Below are 14,918 nucleotides of genomic sequence, written 5' to 3'. Positions count from 1 at the left end.
GTCACCTCTTCCTCTTGCGGGCCTTGCCGGGCAGTCCGAGCCCAGGAATCGGGCTGCGGCCACCGGCGAGGGCCTTCATCATCTTCTGTGTCTCGGCGAACTGCCGCAACAGGCCGTTGACGTCCTGCGGGGTCGTGCCCGACCCCCTTGCGATGCGGCGCTTGCGGCTGCCGTCGATGACCTTGGGGTTTCGCCGCTCATCGAGTGTCATCGATCGGATGATCGCTTCGACTCTGCCGAGATCCTTGTCCGAAACCTCGGCCTTTTTAAGGGCCGAGGCGGCGCCAGGGAGCATACCAAGCAGTTGGCCCATCGACCCCATCCGCCGGACCTGCTGGAACTGCTCCAGGAAGTCCTCGAGGTTGAAAGAGGCCGTCCGGAGCTTCTCCACGGCTTCGAGTGCCGCCTTTTCGTCCCACGTCTCCTCGGCCTTCTCGATCAGGGTGAGCACGTCCCCCATCCCCAGGATCCGTGAGGCCATCCGCTCGGGATGGAACACCTCGAGGTCATCGAGGCCTTCGCCGACGCCGACCAGCTTGATCGGCACCCCGGTGACCTCTCGCGCCGAGATGGCGGCGCCACCGCGGGCATCGCCGTCGAGTTTCGAGAGGATCAGGCCCGTGATCTCCGTCTGTTCGAGGAACCCGGAGGCGACATTGACCGCGTCCTGCCCGGTCATCGCATCCAGTACCAGCAACACCTCGTCGGGGGCGGCGGCCTTGCGCACGTCAGCCAGCTCCGCCATCAACGCCTCGTCGATCTGCAGCCGTCCGGCCGTGTCGATCACCACCGCGTCGTGGTTGCCGACCCCCGCTGCCTTGAGGGCTGACTTGACCAATTTCGCCGGGGTCGCGCTCCGATCGACATGCACCGGGACCCCGATGCGGGCACCCAATGTCTCCAGCTGATCGATGGCAGCAGGTCGCTGCAGGTCGGCGGCCACCAGCAAAGGCTGCTTCCCCTGGCTCTTGAGCCGTTTGGCCAGCTTGCCCGCAGTGGTGGTCTTCCCCGAGCCCTGCAGACCGACGATCAGCACCACCAGCGGTGGCTTCGAGGCGGCGGCGAGAGGGACAGCCGAGGCGCCGAGAGTGGCGACGAGCTCCTCCTGGACGATCTTCACCACCTGCTGACCCGGCGTCAGGCTCTTGGTGACTTCCCCGCCGACCGCACGCACCCGCACCCGGTCGAGTAGCGACGACACCACCGACACCGCGACGTCGGCCTCGAGCAACGCCAACCGCACCTCGATCAGCGTCTGATCGACATCGCGCTCGGACAGCCGCCCCTTCCCCCGCAACGCGGCAAGGGCCCCGGAGAGGCGCGATGTGAGGGTGTCGAACATCTTGTGGAGGCTAGGTGGTCGTCGCGATTCAATGGACAGGAGCGGGATGGCGAGTAGCGATTGGCGATTGGCGATTAGCAGGAACGCTTTCAGAACGTCTCACCCCGGCTTCCGGGGGGAGTACCCCGCAGGGGGGAGGGGGGCAGCTGACCCTGCGAGCAGGACTGGACCCGTTCTTGAAGAGGTCGTTGGAGTGCTCGCTGTCGGCTACTTTGTTCGCTTCGCTGCCCCCTCCGCCTCGCTTCGCTTCGGCACCTCCCCCGCCGAAGACGGCAGGGAGGACGCTCTTGCTGAAGGCGGGCAGCGGGTAGCGTTGGCACATGCCCCTCACCGTGCTCGACCACCCGCTCGCACTCCACTACCTCTCGGTGCTTCGTGACCGGCGGACCGAGCCGGAGGTGTTCCGGGCGGCCGCCAAGCGACTCACCTATGCATTGGTGATGGAAGCCACCCGCGATCTGAAACTGAGCGAGTGTGAGATCGATACCCCGCTCGAGCGGACCACCGGCTACCTGCTCACCCCGGTGGTGGCGATCCCGGTGTTGCGGGCAGGGCTGGGGCTGCTCGATGCGGTGCTCGAGTTGATCCCCTCGGTCAAGGTGGGGTTCGCCGGCGTGGCGAGGAACGAGGAGACCGCTGAACCGGTCGAGTACTACTTCAAGCCCCCGGACCTCGCCGAAGCCAGCGTGCTGATCCTCGAGCCGATGCTGGCCACGGGCGGATCTCTGTCATGGGCAGTGGACAAGGTGATCGAATCCGGGGCCACCGATGTCCGCTGCCTCTGCGTGGTGGCGGCCCCGGAGGGAGTGGCGCGGATGGCCCGGGAGCATCCCGACGTACGGATCTTCGCCGCCGCGCTCGACCGTGATCTCAGCGACCACTTCTACATCCAGCCGGGCCTGGGCGACATGGGCGATCGGCTCTTCGGCACGGTATGACTTCCTTCGAGGAACAGGTCGCCCTGGTGCTCGGGCGGCTTCGTCCCGGCGAAGTCGTCACATACGGAGAGGTCGCCGCCGAGGCGAGCCGACCCGGTGCCGCCCGAGCGGTAGGGCGGGTGCTCGCCACCTCCACCGGTGAATACCCCTGGTGGCGGGTGGTCACCTCGACCGGACGCCTGGTGCCCGGCCATGAAGCCGAGCACGCCCGCCGTCTCCGCGCCGAGGGAGTGCCGGTGAACGGCCGCAAGGTCGCCAGAATGGGACCGCGATGAACTTCGTCGAACTGATCGAACGCAAGCGCGACAAGGGTGTCCTCGACGCCGCGGAAATCAAATGGCTCATCGCCGAGTACACCGCCCACCGCGCCCCCGACTACCAGATGGCATCTCTGCTGATGGCCGTCTACCTCCACGGGTTGGACAGCCAAGAATTGGCCGCCTGGACCGAGGCGATGCTCAAATCGGGCAAAGGCCTCGACTTCTCCCACATTGCGGCGCCCAAGGTCGACAAACACTCGACGGGAGGAGTCGGCGACAAGGTGAGCATTCCCCTCGCTCCAATTGTCGCTGCCTGCGGTGTCGCCATCCCCATGATCTCGGGCCGCGGCCTGGGCCACACCGGCGGCACCCTCGACAAACTGGAGACAATCCCGGGGTTTCGCACCAAACTCGACCCTCCAGAGTTCGGCAGGCTGCTCGAGCGTCACGGCCTCGTCCTCGCCGGCCAGTCCGGGAGCATTGCCCCCGCCGACGGCCTGATCTACGCGTTGCGTGACGCCACCGGGACGGTCCCCTCGATCCCGTTGATCGCGTCGTCGATCATGTCCAAGAAGCTCGCGGAGGGAATCGATGCCCTGGTGCTTGACGTCAAGGTGGGACGAGGTGCCTTCATGAAGTACGTCGAAGATGCCCGCGAGTTGGCCGAGATCATGATCGGTATCGGCCAGGCTGAGGGCACCACCGTCACCGCCTTCCTCACCGATATGTCCCAGCCCCTCGGCAAAGAGGTCGGCAACGCCTCCGAGATCCGCGAGTCGGTCGAGGTGCTGAAGGGGGGCGGTCCGCCGGACCTCATCGAGATCGTGCTCTCCCTCGGGGCCGAGATGTTGCTGCTCGGTGGCATCGATGAAGACGAGGCTGCCGCCAGGGCACGGCTTCAGAAGGCGATCGACTCGGGGGCGGCCTTCGACAAGTTGATGGAAGTCGTCGAGGCGCAAGGCGGAGACAGCGCCGTGCTCGAGGATCCGTCCCTACTTCCCGTAGCCAAGGGCGAGCACGTGGTAGAAGCGAGCCGCGACGGAATTGTCACTCGATGCGACGCCCTGGACATCGGCGTGGCCGCGATGCGGCTGGGCGCCGGCCGTGCCACCAAGGAAGACGACATCGACCCCGCCCCTGGAATCACCGTCGAGGTCAACATCGGTGACGAGGTCTCCAAGGGCGACCCCCTGCTCCGCCTCCACTGGAACGAAGAGCATCGGCTCGCCGAGGCACTCTCGCTGGCAGAGACGGCGGTACTCGTCGAGGATGGGCCGGCGACACCACCGCCGCTGATTCTGGGAGTGCGCCGATGACCTACGAAGCCCTGACCGCCGCCCGGGTCGCCATCGGGGACCGCACCGGCCGACCCGAGCACCACCTGGCGATCGTGCTCGGGTCAGGGCTGAGCGGGTATGCCGCCAACCTGCCCGGCGCAATCGAACTCCCCTACGCGGACATCCCCGGGTTCCCCACCCCCAAGGTCGAGGGCCATGCCGGGGCGCTCTTCTCCGTCGAACTCGAGAAAGGCCCGGCGATGATCCTGGCGGGACGGGTCCATACCTACGAGGGCTGGGAGATGCCCGAGGTGGTATTCGCGGTGCGGACCGCAGTGCTCGCGGGTTGTCGAACGATCGCGCTGACCAACGCCGCCGGCGGCCTGGGTGATGGATTCGAACCCGGCGACCTGGTCCTCATTCGAGATCACCTCAACCTCACCGGCCGCAATCCCCTTGCCGGACCCAACGACGACCGGCTGGGACCACGGTTCCCCGACATGTCGACCGTGTACCCGGAGCGACTCCGAACATTGGCGAAGGAGGTCGGCGACCGGGTGGGAGTTCCCTTGAAGGAAGGGGTGTACGCCTGGTTCCTCGGTCCCTCCTACGAGACCCCGGCGGAGGTGCAAATGGCCAAGCGGATGGGTGCCGATCTCGTCGGCATGTCGACGGTGCCCGAAGCCATCGCCGCCCGCCACATGGGCGCCGACGTACTCGGCATTTCCCTGGTCACCAACCTCGCCGCCGGCATCTCCCCCACCCCCCTCAGCCACGAAGAAGTAACGGAAACGGCAAACAAGGCGCGGGAAAAGTTCACGCGACTCCTCGACGCGTTGTTGCCAGAGATCTGAGTCTCCCTCTCGCCCCGCGTACCGGTGCCAGCTCGGCGAACACCACCGCCGGGCGTAAGCCTCTGCTGACGGAGCTCCAATTACTGTGCCCGGGTGGCTGTCAAACGGCGTTGGCGTGACTATCGGACTCCGAGCGGGCGAAGCCCGGTCAAGGACTTCATCGACGGCCTGTCTGACACCGATGCGGCTGCAGTGATTGCGGGCATGAAGGATGTTCAGCTCAACGGCAATCAAATCGCGCACCATCTAGGTGGGGATATCTACGAGGTTCGGGCGGCCGCGGGCCGCCAAGCATTTCGGATTCTGTATGCGACCGAGGGCAAGCATGATCAGGTCCTGCTTGCCCTGGAGGCGATCTCGAAGAAGAGCCAGAAGACCCCCCAGAGCACAATCCAAGTGGCCCGGCGCAGACTCGCCGACTGGCGAAGTCGGGCACGGGAATAAACCCGTCGCTATATCGTTGTTGCGATCTCACTAACGATATGGCAATGTTGTGCCGAAGAAGAAGAGCAGAGGCGAGGCAATGGAAGACTTTCTCACTGAACTGGTCCACGAGCGGAGCTCAACCAATGAACGCTTCGCGGAACTGGTAGAGGCCGCATTTCAGCGGCGCGCGCTAATTCGACAATTGGCCGCGATCCGTGCTGAGCGTTCGATCTCGCAGACGCAGCTCGCCGCCCTGATGGGTACGTCGCAGTCTGCGATCGCGCGCCTCGAATCCGGCGACTCCGACGCTCGAGCCTCGACACTCGGAAGATACGCCGCAGCGCTCGGACATCGCATTGAGTTCAGGGTCGTTGATGACTCCCCGACGAGGTCTCGATCGAAAGGTCGCAAGCGCACCGTCGTACCCGCCTGAAGCCTCGGACACCAGAAGCCAGCAGCTTTCGGGGCGCTCGCCGTTACCCGCGGCCTGCCACGCTGTGCTGAGGGTTCCCATCCCGAACCCCCGATGCCCAAGGCGACTATGCGCGCGGTCCGCTTTCGGTTACGACGAGGTTGACACTGCCGACCCCGGTCAAGTCAGTGAACTCGATGTCGAAGGCATGCGTCGTTGCGAACGCCGGACACTGGATGCCCTGTTCGGGTATGGCCGCCGAGACGGTAATCGCGAGCACCAGGTTCGGCAGGCCATGGTCAACCGCGAGCCACACCTCAGGAACGCATCCGCTGCCATTCAAGGCAATCCGAAGGGTGTTCGGGCTTGGTGGATCGATCAGCACCGCACCCGGACCGTCACGGGGCAACAGGGCAGGGAGAGCCGGCGTCCTACCGGTCGGATCAACCCACGATGCCTCAACGATCAAGCCCTCGGGATCGTGTTGGACGAATGGACCATCCTGAGAAAGTCTCGGGGAGCCTTCAGTCGAGGTGGTACAGGCAGCCGCGACACTGAGAACCGCCATTGCCAAGGCTCGGCAAGTTCGTTGTCGCAACCCCATGGCGGACACGGTGACCTCTCCGGTAAGACGTCAGAACTACTCAGTAGTCGAACGGGTCTGTGTCAGTGTATGGCGGCCCCCAAAGTAGGAGCGCTCCCCCCTTCGGCCGGCGTGCGGGAATGTCATCCGAGCTGAGCGGCTGGAATGTGCCCCGCGAGACATGCGAGGTATCAGACGACGGGTAACACAGCCGCCCCGTCGGCCAGCGTGCAGGAATGTCATCCGAGGCGACGGTCCCTCAGATGGGGCGAAGCAGGGTTCGATTGGGATGAGGTACTTGATTCTCGCCGCTGACTACACCGACTCGCCGTTGCGAGATGAGTTCGAGGGTCCGGTCCGCTCGCTAGCCGATCTCGGCCTATCGATCGGCCTGGTGCGGGATCTTGACGCTTGGAATGAGCGGTATAGAACGGGGCGAAGTAAGCAGCACGAGACCCTCTGGCCCCCTCGGAAAGATCACCAGGGTCGAGTTCTCGCTCCGGCTGTCCCGCGTTTGAGAGCGCGAGGCCGGCTCCGACCCCTGGATGAGGATTCAGTCGCCTCCGAAGCCGAAGTACCACCAGGTACCGTCATCGCTGATCATGACCCGGTATCCGGTGAACCACCCATATTCAGAGTAGGAGGCCATCGACTCATCCCCGTACAGATCAGCGAGTTCGGCCCTCTGATCGGCGGGCACACTGAGCCAACCCTCGTCGGAGGCGGCGGCGGGCCAAACGTAGCCGCGCCACTCCAACGTCTGGTCTTCGCCGAAGCTGTACGCCTCCGGCACGTAGGAGAGATTGAGGGTGCGAGCAAGGAACCACACAGGAGCGTCTCCAGAGGCCTCGCCCTCCCACCAGGCTTCTGCCGAGCCGCCCATCGTGCTGACGAAACCCCACAGCGAGTACGGCTCATCCAACCCGGCCAGAGCTTCGAGGCCCTCAAAGTCACACGCCAGCGCAGCCTCGAAGATGGCCCTACGTTTCGCTACCACCGGTTCGGGCAGCCCGGCCTGGTCTTCGAGCACCCAGTCCTCGCCCTGAGCTGAGCAACGCCCCTGCTCAACCGCACGTCGGGCCAGGAACCGCTGTCTCATATCGATGCTATCGGCCACCTCCGCCCAAGGAATCAGGAAGGAGGAAGGGCCAACCTCTTCCGGGATACCGTCGGAGGCGTCCACGTATGCCACCAAGCCGTCGGCAGCAAAGCCCACCTTCTCTACCAGGGCGCCAGGTTCGAAGCAGCAGAAGCCCTCGCCCAGAACGCCCTCGAGTTGCTCATAGACCAGAGCCTGTAGCTCCTCCACGCCTTCTGGCGTCAGCATGTCGGCAAGGGCGAGACGATCGCCGGTCGGGAGATCGAAGAGAAGGACGAACCGCTCCGTGCTCGGCACAGAACTGTCAGCCCGGAAGGCGGTCTCCGTGTACACGATCGAAAGCACGGGCCAAGCATCCTCCTCAAGCCAAAGCACCTCGAAGTCGAGGCTGTACTCGGCCGGTGGCCCTCCGAGATCCGGGTTAGGGAGGTACGTCGCCCGCCGACTGTCGAGGAACGCATCGAGCTGGTTGTTGACCACGGTTGGGATCTGAGGTCGAAGATCGAAGCCGGACAACCGCGGGCGGTTCACCTGGATGTCCAAGCCGTCAGTGGAGGTGCGCTCCGGTATGGACCGGATCAGGAAGAGCGACCCGTAGGAGATCGTCACGACCTGAGGGGTCGTGGTGGTGCTCTGCGGCGGGGCCGCAGTGGTTGCCGCGCCGAAACTCGTGGTGGTGTCCGTGAGGGTTGGCGTCGCCTGCACCGATCCGTCGCTGCACGCCGCCGCCCCAAGCACCACTGCGAGAAGACCCGCCACGCGTTTCACACGTCACCCCTGGCTCACCGCCCATCGTACGCCCCCATCCCTGCAGCCAGAAGTGTCTTCCACCACGCCCTCACCGATCGAGGATCCCGAGTCCCACGATCCTGATTGCTGTGGGGTCGTCGACCAGGTTTCCGATCGCCCGTGCAATTGCCCTGTCGGCGACGGGGACGTAGACCACCACGCGTCCGCCTGCGCCGGTGCTAGTGCCGACGGCGTACCTCGCGAGTTCTGGAAGGTCGGCGAGAAGCGGGTCGAGGGCATCCTGGATGCTGCGCTGTTCGGCTTCGTTGCGCGGGACCTCTACAACGCACGCTCCGCCGAACTCCGCCAACGCCGCACGGTCGGGGGCAGGGTCGCCGACCACCTGGAGCACGAGCGTCCCGTCGCTGGCGATGTAAAGGCCACCGTTGCGGGCTCCGAGCGAGTTGGCGTATTCGTTGATCGCTCCGGTTCCTGCCGCGGTCTCGACGTCGCGGCACTCCGCCGGCAGTGCTTCTGGCGGGAATTCGACATCCCAGGGGATGAGTGGGGAGTCGGCGACCACTGTGACAATCCCGTCGATGGGAGGCCAGGTCACCACCACGGATCTGTCGCCCCACTGAACACCGTACAACTCCTCGGACCAGCCTTCCATGTTGAGGCCAGCAGCGACAGGACCCGAGCATTGCGGAGGAAGCGAGGTGGCAACCCCGCCGATGCACAGCTCGGGACCGTCACCCGAATCGATCACCGTTACCAGGAACTCGACCTGCATCGCCTGTTCTGGGAGCTCGTCGAGGCGCGTCGGCGTGACGACTTCGACGCCTTCGATTTCATACACCCGTACCGCTGGCCCGTCATCCGTTGAGGGCGTAGTAGTTGACGAAGCATCGGGGGGTGGGGATCCGTCGCGGCGGAACACCAGTGGGTAGACGGTGCCTTCGAGATTGCTGCCGAACCACTCCATCCGATCGGTCTCGAGGGCGACCTCGATACCATCCGGGGTGTACCACAACATGGCCAGAAGGATCTCCTCTGCCCTGTTCGGCTCGCACCCCACCGCCTGCACCACGGCCTCCTCAAGAACCAGGAACCCCGCCGAGAACTCATAACCGGTCTCTCGGATCCCGTTGCATCCGGTCGACCCGACGAATGTCCGGACCGCTCCGGTGGCGTCGCCGCTGAACTCGATCCACGGTTCGCCGACCGTGTTGACACCGACCTCGACCGTGATCCGCTCGCCACTCTCCTCCCAAGACTCCAGGACCCAACGCCCCTCGATCGAGGAGGAATCTTCAGCGGAGTTGTCCGCGCAAGCGGCAACCGCAACCAAGAGCGAAAGGCCGGCCAGCCGAATGGCGATCTTCACCTCGACCTCCTGCACGATGGTTGCCGGACTGATTATGCCGACGTGGGGAGTAACGGGCCTACCCGGCTACAACTTACCCCCTCGGCCACCGTGCGGGAATGTCATCCGAGCGGTGGCATCGCCTCGGGCGTATACACGAGCACCGTGTCCTCTACTGGGAGACGGACGACCAGCTGGGTGCCGGTCCAGATGAGGGGGTTCTGCCACAGACCTGCGCCACGAACTGGCGCAGGTTCCAGGGGGGACCAAGAGTCAGCAACGGGGTCATATGCGAGTATCGCGGTCGTTGGATCGTCCCACTCGCTTCCGATCCAACCGGTCCAGACGATCATTTGTGTACCGGTCCACACCGCGCCCTGACTTCCCTGACTACCGTCGGAGCCACTGGTCGCTGGAAGTGGGGTGGGCGGTAGGGATCGCCAGGTCTCGGTGGTCGGTTCGAACGCCACCCCGACACCGAAGCTCTCTCCGAAGTCGTGGGCGAGGCCCCAGGCAATGAGTTCGCTTCCGGTCCACACGAGGCTCGGCGAGAGAGGAAGGGCGAGTTCGGAGGGCACCGCGAGGACCTGCCACGTGTCGTTGCCGATGTGATAGGCGAGTGGCGCGGTGGCGTCGTCAGGGCGACCGGCGCTGGGCCAGGCATAGATGACGCCTCCGGCGAGCACCGCCTCGGCTTCTCGCTCAATGCCATATGGAAGGTCGGCGAGCGTCCGCCAAGTGCCAGTGGCGGGGTTGTAAGCAGCAGCACCCCGAAGGTTGCCTGCCCCTAGGCGGCTAACGCCGCCGAAGACAATCATCTCGGACCCGGTCCAGACTGCCTCGGCGAAGCTTGGGGAGATCGGAGGCTGAGGGATTGTGCGCCACGCGTCGGTGGCGGGTTGGTACGCCCCCGCAGAAGCGCCTGGGCCCACTTGACGGCCGCAGCAGATGAGAACCTCGGTGCCGGTCCAGACAGCTGCATGCTGGCTCCTCGGGGCGAGTGGGCTTGGTGCGAGGTCACGCCAGCGCCCGACGGACGGGCTGAATGCCGCACCTGTCGTATGCCAATCGTCGCTGGGCTTCTCGCCACCCCAGACGATGTACTCGCTCCCGGTCCAGACGGTCGTCGGAAACGTGCGTCCGGCAACCGTGTGGCCAGGTGCCTCCGACCACCCCATTGGCCAAACGAAGGTCGTCGTTGACGGCCGGACCGGATATAGCGCGGTCGTACGTTGGTCGTCTGGGTGGGCAAGGAGTATTGAGTCGTCGACGATGAAGGGCGGCTCGGCGACTCCGCGGTCGAGCTCCCACAAGATGGCGCCAGTGCCTGCCACGACCGCGACCACGCCGTCCTCGGCGGCCGCCACCGCCACGTCACCGGCGGCCAGGACGGCATAGCCAATTTCGAGGTCGACGGAAGCGCTCCACAAAGGGTCACCGGTGGCGACGTCGAGGCCGATGAGCTGACGTGCGCCCAGCGCGACCACGACGTCACCGACGACGGCGGCCTGAGTCCTGGTGTCGGCGATGGGATGGTCCCACACTCGGTCGCCGGTGGCGGAGTGGACGGCGTGCACGCCTGCGCCGTCGACGAACACCAAGAGGCCACCGTCGCTCGAGACGGGGGCGACGTAGCCGGGTTCCACCTCGAGGCGCCACCGCTGCTGTCCGGTGTCAGCCTCCAATGCGACCAGCTCCCCGTTGGGGTCGGGTACGTAGAGGACGACGCCGTCGAAAAGGATCGGCGCCGGCCCGTGGCTCTCGTGCGGCACGGCGGCGAAGCGATGAATCCATAGGATCTCTCCGGTGCGGGCGTCGAGCGCGTGCAGGGTGCCCGTGGTCTTCACGAACAGTCGATCAAAGATGAGGCGGCTGCTATTGAAACCGGTTTGAAGTTCGAGGTCCGGGTGGCCGGTGCCGTCCAGTGTGTTCGACCAGATCACCGAGCCGTCGACACGGTCGAACGTCATCACCACCGGGGGATCGGTGTCGCCCTCGTGAGGCCGGTCGAGAATGACGTGGATTCCGAACTCCCCCGCATACGCGGCCATAGGCCGGAGGGCTCCGCTCGGATCGATGAATCGCCACTGCTCGGCACCCGCGGCGCGATCGAGCGCGACGACCAAGCCGTAGCCGCCGACGATTACCGAGTCCGCAGCGGTGCCCAGCAATACCACGACCCCGCCGTCGACGGTCTGCTGCCACAACTGCTCACCGGTCGCAGTATCGAGGGCCGTCACCGTCTCCCCGTCCCCATCGGCGACGAGGACAACCGGACCGTCGCGGAGGACCAGCGAACCCCTACCCAAAAGGTTGGTGGGGTCGGCGACGCCGATGCCATCGAGTGACCATCGCGCCGATGGCTGAAGGTGAGCGGACTGCGTCGAGGTCGGAGAAGCATCACTTCGCGTTCCGTGTGGGAACGAGCCGGCGATACGCCGACCGTCGCTCGTGTACTCGAGACAGATTCCTTCCCAGCCAACCGGAAGAGGGGTGGCACTCACCACGTCGCATGACGTTCCGAACAACAGCGTCGGCTCTCCAGCTCGTATCCGAACGAACACCGAATACTGACCTGCCGGAACGCGATACAGCTCGTCCCCCGTGTGGAGGTCGGCGACCGCGATCAGGTCTTCCGTGGGCAGATCGGCCGCGCTGATCCGAGTTGCCCCTGCCTGGTTACGCCCCCAGCCGAGTACTGCAAAGGTCAGCAGCCCGAAGGCCAGGGCAGCGAATCCGGCCGCGACCCCGATCGCCCATCCTGGCCGCGCCGTTCGCCGGTCAGACCTGTGGACGATCTCCATTCCATCGATCGGTGGGGCTGTTTCGTCGACGAGCCGCCGAATACTGGTTCCCAGGTCACTCATCGGCTTCAACCCCCAGTGCTGTTCGCATTCGGGAAAGGCCGCGCTCGTGGTGGGTCTGTACTGAGGAGATCGAGAGGCCGAGAAGTTCGGCGGCCTCGCGGAACGTGAACTCATACGCCTCTATCAGCATCACCGCCTGCCTCTGACGTTTCGACAGCGCGAGAAGCGCCGCTGCGAGTCCAGGCTCCACCCACGGGTCCGAGCGAACAGGCTCATCGAGCTGCAGGGCCGGGCGCAGACGCCGCCGCCTCGCCCTCCGCTGCCCCACTCGGTACAAGTAGCCAGCGGGGTTCTGCATCTGGCAAACCCGATCCCAGTGCTGCCAGCCGTACGTCAGCGCGTCGTTGGTCGCCTCCCAGCCGCGGTCCGCACCGTGCCGTGCCACCAGCGCAGCACGCAAGCCGGATTCCACAGCACGCACGAACGCCACGAATGCTTCCTCGGTGTTGTCTCGCAACTTGCTCACCTTCAAAGGCCAACGAAACGCACATCCATACGACAGTCTGCCGCGACTGACTCGCGGCAGCCTCACGATGTGTCCGTCCACTCTTGTCCCAACGAGTCCCTCGGGCGCCTTGGTCGGACTTCACTGCCGCTCGGACCAACCGGCAACACCCCCCGCCCCGGATTGCGGACTGCGAACTGCGGGCCGAAGCGAAGCGGGGTCCCTCTAACATCTGCTTCCGGCGGCTTGAGGAGTCCTGTTGAAGATCGCGGTGTGCGTCAAGCAAATTCCTGATCCGGCGACGCCGTATCAATTGGATCCGGAGACTCACTTCGTGGTCCGACCCGAGGACCAGGTCCTCGACGACACAGACCGCTACGGGATCGAGGTCGGCCTTCAACTCGCCGAGGCGACCGAGGGCAGCGTCGTCCTCGTGTCGATGTCACCGGCCGGCAACCTCCAGGGGATTCGTCAGGCACTGGCGATGGGCGCCGACAAGGCGGTGGTCGTCAGTGACCCCGCCCTGCGTGGTTCGGGTGCGCTGGTCACCGCTCGAGTGTTGGCCGCAGCCATCAAGCGCGAGGAAGTCGATCTGGTTGTCGCCGGCACCGAGTCCACCGATGGCTACGCCGGCGTCGTCCCCCAGCAGCTCGCCGAATTGCTGGGGATGCCGGCGTTGACCTTCGCCCGCAAGGTGGAGCATGTCGACGGTCGCCTCCGGATCGAGCGGCAGACCGCCGCCGGCTACGACATCGTCGAGGCGCCATTGCCGGCAGTCGTGTCGGTGACGGCGGGGGCGGTCGAACCCCGGTATCCCACCTTCAAGGGAATCATGCAGGCGAAACAAAAGCCGGTCGATCAGCCCACCGCCGCCGAACTTGGCGTCGACTCGGTGGGCGCCGAAGGTTCCGGCCAGCGGATCAGCGCGGTGCGGCCCGCACCGGAGCGGGCCGCCGGCCGCAAGGTGGTCGATGACGGTGAGGCGCATCTCGAGATCGTCAAACTCCTCGAGCAGGCGAAGGTGGTTTGAAATGAAGATCTGGGTATTCGCCGAAGATGCAGGCGGGTCGCCGGCGTCGATCGCACTCGAGATGCTCACCAAGGCTCGATCACTTGGCGGCGATGTCGCGGCGTTCTTCGTCGGTCCCGGGTCGGATTCGATCTGGTCGGCCCTCGGCTCGCACGGGGCCGCCACCGTCCATCACCTCGACCCGGGAAACGCCCTTCCTTCCGCCGCGGCCGCTGCCGCCCTCGCCGACCTCGTTGGTGCCGGCGACCTCGTGCTCTTCGGCCTCGCCCCCACGGACCGTGACGTCGCCGGAAGGCTGAGCGCCCGACTCGGGGTACCCGTCCTCTCGAACGCGGTCGACATCGTCGTGGGCGATGGCGTGTCGGCGGTGAACGAGATCCTCGGCGGCACCACTCTGGTGGAGACCCTCTTCACCGGTGGCGGGCCTCACCTCGTGGTGGTTCGCCCCAAGTCGTTCGTTGCCGAGTCAGGGTCGGGGGGCACTCCCGAGGTGATTGCGGTGCCGATGCCCGACCTCGGCCACGCCGGATCGGCGACCATCGTCGAGCGGCACGAAGAGCCGGCACAAGGCCCCAAACTGTCCGAGGCGAGCGTCATCGTCTCCGGGGGCCGCGGCCTCGGCTCGGCCGAGAAGTTCGGCATGATCGAGGAACTCGCCAGCCTGCTCGGCGCCGCCACCGGGGCGACCCGGGCAATCGTCGACTCGGGCTGGGTGCCTTACGCGATGCAGGTGGGCCAGACGGGCAAGATCGTGAAGCCGACCGTCTACATCGCCTGCGGAATCAGCGGGGCGATGCAGCACCTGGTGGGGATGAAGGATTCGACCACGATCATCGCCATCAACAAGGACGAGGAGGCGCCGATCTTCGGAGTCGCCGACCTCGGGATCGTCGGAGACGTCCACAAGGTGCTCCCCAAGCTGATCGAGGCGCTGAAAGCTAAGTAGTCGCCAGTCGCCAGTCGCCAGTCGCCAGTCTCCAGTCAGAGCCAAGAGCCTGCGACCTCTTCGGCTACCTACGCTGTAGCGGGTCCACGTGGGTGCGATGGCTGTTGAGCATGTCGCGCGGCACGGGCTCGGGAAGCATCACTCCGACCATGATCGCCCCACCGGCCAGGGCGGCCACGGCCCACCACGCGGTGACGGACTGAAGGATAAGGGCGGCAGCGGCGAAGTAGACGGCGAGGACGACAGCCCCCCAGCCGACCTTCACCAGCACCCGGTACGAGGTGGTGACTTTCCAATCGGCGTGATGTGATGTCTGCGTGGTCACGCACCCGTATCGGCGTCAG

The 14,918-nt window shown here is 65.6% G+C and carries 15 protein-coding genes; 8 read left to right on the top strand and 7 right to left on the bottom strand.

Translation table 11 applies throughout. The annotated features are described in order from the left end of the window. Window position 1: 1 nt before the first annotated feature. Entirely contained in the window at window positions 2-1,342 is a 1,341-nt protein-coding gene (gene ffh, locus WD184_10600; protein ID MEX0827185.1) for a signal recognition particle protein, read from the bottom strand. A gap of 320 nt (window positions 1,343-1,662) precedes the next feature. Between ffh and upp the strand changes: the two genes are divergently transcribed. The 6 genes from upp (at window position 1,663) to WD184_10570 (ending at window position 5,530) form a co-directional block, all read left to right on the top strand. Further along, a complete protein-coding gene (gene upp / locus WD184_10595; GenBank protein ID MEX0827184.1) occupies window positions 1,663-2,280 on the top strand; it encodes a uracil phosphoribosyltransferase in 618 nt (205 codons plus the stop codon). Next, entirely contained in the window at window positions 2,277-2,555 is a 279-nt protein-coding gene (locus WD184_10590) for an MGMT family protein (GenBank protein MEX0827183.1), read from the top strand. The genes upp and WD184_10590 overlap by 4 nt, the downstream gene beginning before the upstream one ends. After that, window positions 2,552-3,856: a thymidine phosphorylase gene (locus tag WD184_10585; GenBank protein ID MEX0827182.1), complete on the top strand. Its 1,305-nt coding sequence runs from the start codon at window positions 2,552-2,554 to the stop codon at window positions 3,854-3,856. The genes WD184_10590 and WD184_10585 overlap by 4 nt, the downstream gene beginning before the upstream one ends. Continuing rightward, complete coding sequence (locus tag WD184_10580; protein ID MEX0827181.1) at window positions 3,853-4,671, top strand: purine-nucleoside phosphorylase; 819 nt, start codon at window positions 3,853-3,855, stop codon at window positions 4,669-4,671. The genes WD184_10585 and WD184_10580 overlap by 4 nt, the downstream gene beginning before the upstream one ends. Window positions 4,672-4,764: 93 nt before the next feature. After that, window positions 4,765-5,115, top strand: a complete 351-nt coding sequence (locus tag WD184_10575) for a type II toxin-antitoxin system RelE/ParE family toxin (protein ID MEX0827180.1) — start codon at window positions 4,765-4,767, stop codon at window positions 5,113-5,115. Window positions 5,116-5,194: 79 nt separating this feature from the next. Beyond that, the gene (locus WD184_10570; GenBank protein MEX0827179.1) at window positions 5,195-5,530 is read left to right on the top strand and encodes a helix-turn-helix transcriptional regulator; all 336 of its coding nucleotides are present in this window, start codon (window positions 5,195-5,197) and stop codon (window positions 5,528-5,530) included. A 106-nt stretch (window positions 5,531-5,636) separates the two neighbouring features. Here WD184_10570 and WD184_10565 read toward each other — a convergent pair whose 3' ends face one another. The 5 genes from WD184_10565 to WD184_10545 form a co-directional block, all read right to left on the bottom strand. Then, window positions 5,637-5,894 (bottom strand): hypothetical protein, encoded by a 258-nt coding sequence (locus tag WD184_10565; protein MEX0827178.1) that lies wholly within the window; start codon window positions 5,892-5,894, stop codon window positions 5,637-5,639. 751 nt (window positions 5,895-6,645) lie between these two features. Beyond that, window positions 6,646-7,950, bottom strand: a complete 1,305-nt coding sequence (locus tag WD184_10560; GenBank protein MEX0827177.1) for a hypothetical protein — start codon at window positions 7,948-7,950, stop codon at window positions 6,646-6,648. Between the two features lie 79 nt (window positions 7,951-8,029). Beyond that, a complete protein-coding gene (locus WD184_10555; GenBank protein MEX0827176.1) occupies window positions 8,030-9,307 on the bottom strand; it encodes a hypothetical protein in 1,278 nt (425 codons plus the stop codon). 101 nt (window positions 9,308-9,408) lie between these two features. Beyond that, window positions 9,409-12,153, bottom strand: a complete 2,745-nt coding sequence (locus tag WD184_10550) for a PQQ-binding-like beta-propeller repeat protein (GenBank protein ID MEX0827175.1) — start codon at window positions 12,151-12,153, stop codon at window positions 9,409-9,411. Next, window positions 12,146-12,619, bottom strand: coding sequence for a sigma-70 region 4 domain-containing protein (locus WD184_10545; GenBank protein MEX0827174.1), 474 nt, complete (start codon window positions 12,617-12,619; stop codon window positions 12,146-12,148). The genes WD184_10550 and WD184_10545 overlap by 8 nt, the downstream gene beginning before the upstream one ends. A gap of 238 nt (window positions 12,620-12,857) precedes the next feature. Here WD184_10545 and WD184_10540 point away from each other — a divergent pair, with 238 nt between their 5' ends. Further along, complete coding sequence (locus tag WD184_10540; protein MEX0827173.1) at window positions 12,858-13,628, top strand: electron transfer flavoprotein subunit beta/FixA family protein; 771 nt, start codon at window positions 12,858-12,860, stop codon at window positions 13,626-13,628. A gap of 1 nt (window position 13,629) precedes the next feature. After that, window positions 13,630-14,574, top strand: a complete 945-nt coding sequence (locus WD184_10535) for an electron transfer flavoprotein subunit alpha/FixB family protein (GenBank protein MEX0827172.1) — start codon at window positions 13,630-13,632, stop codon at window positions 14,572-14,574. Window positions 14,575-14,638: 64 nt separating this feature from the next. Here WD184_10535 and WD184_10530 read toward each other — a convergent pair whose 3' ends face one another. Beyond that, complete coding sequence (locus tag WD184_10530) at window positions 14,639-14,899, bottom strand: hypothetical protein (GenBank protein ID MEX0827171.1); 261 nt, start codon at window positions 14,897-14,899, stop codon at window positions 14,639-14,641. Between the last annotated feature and the right edge of the window lie 19 nt (window positions 14,900-14,918).

The sequence above is a fragment of the Acidimicrobiia bacterium genome (assembly GCA_040878325.1).
Taxonomy (GTDB): domain Bacteria; phylum Actinomycetota; class Acidimicrobiia; order Spongiisociales; family UBA11373; genus JAUYIV01.
Note: the sequence above shows the minus strand (reverse complement) of the source record. Positions and strands in the feature narration are given on the sequence as shown.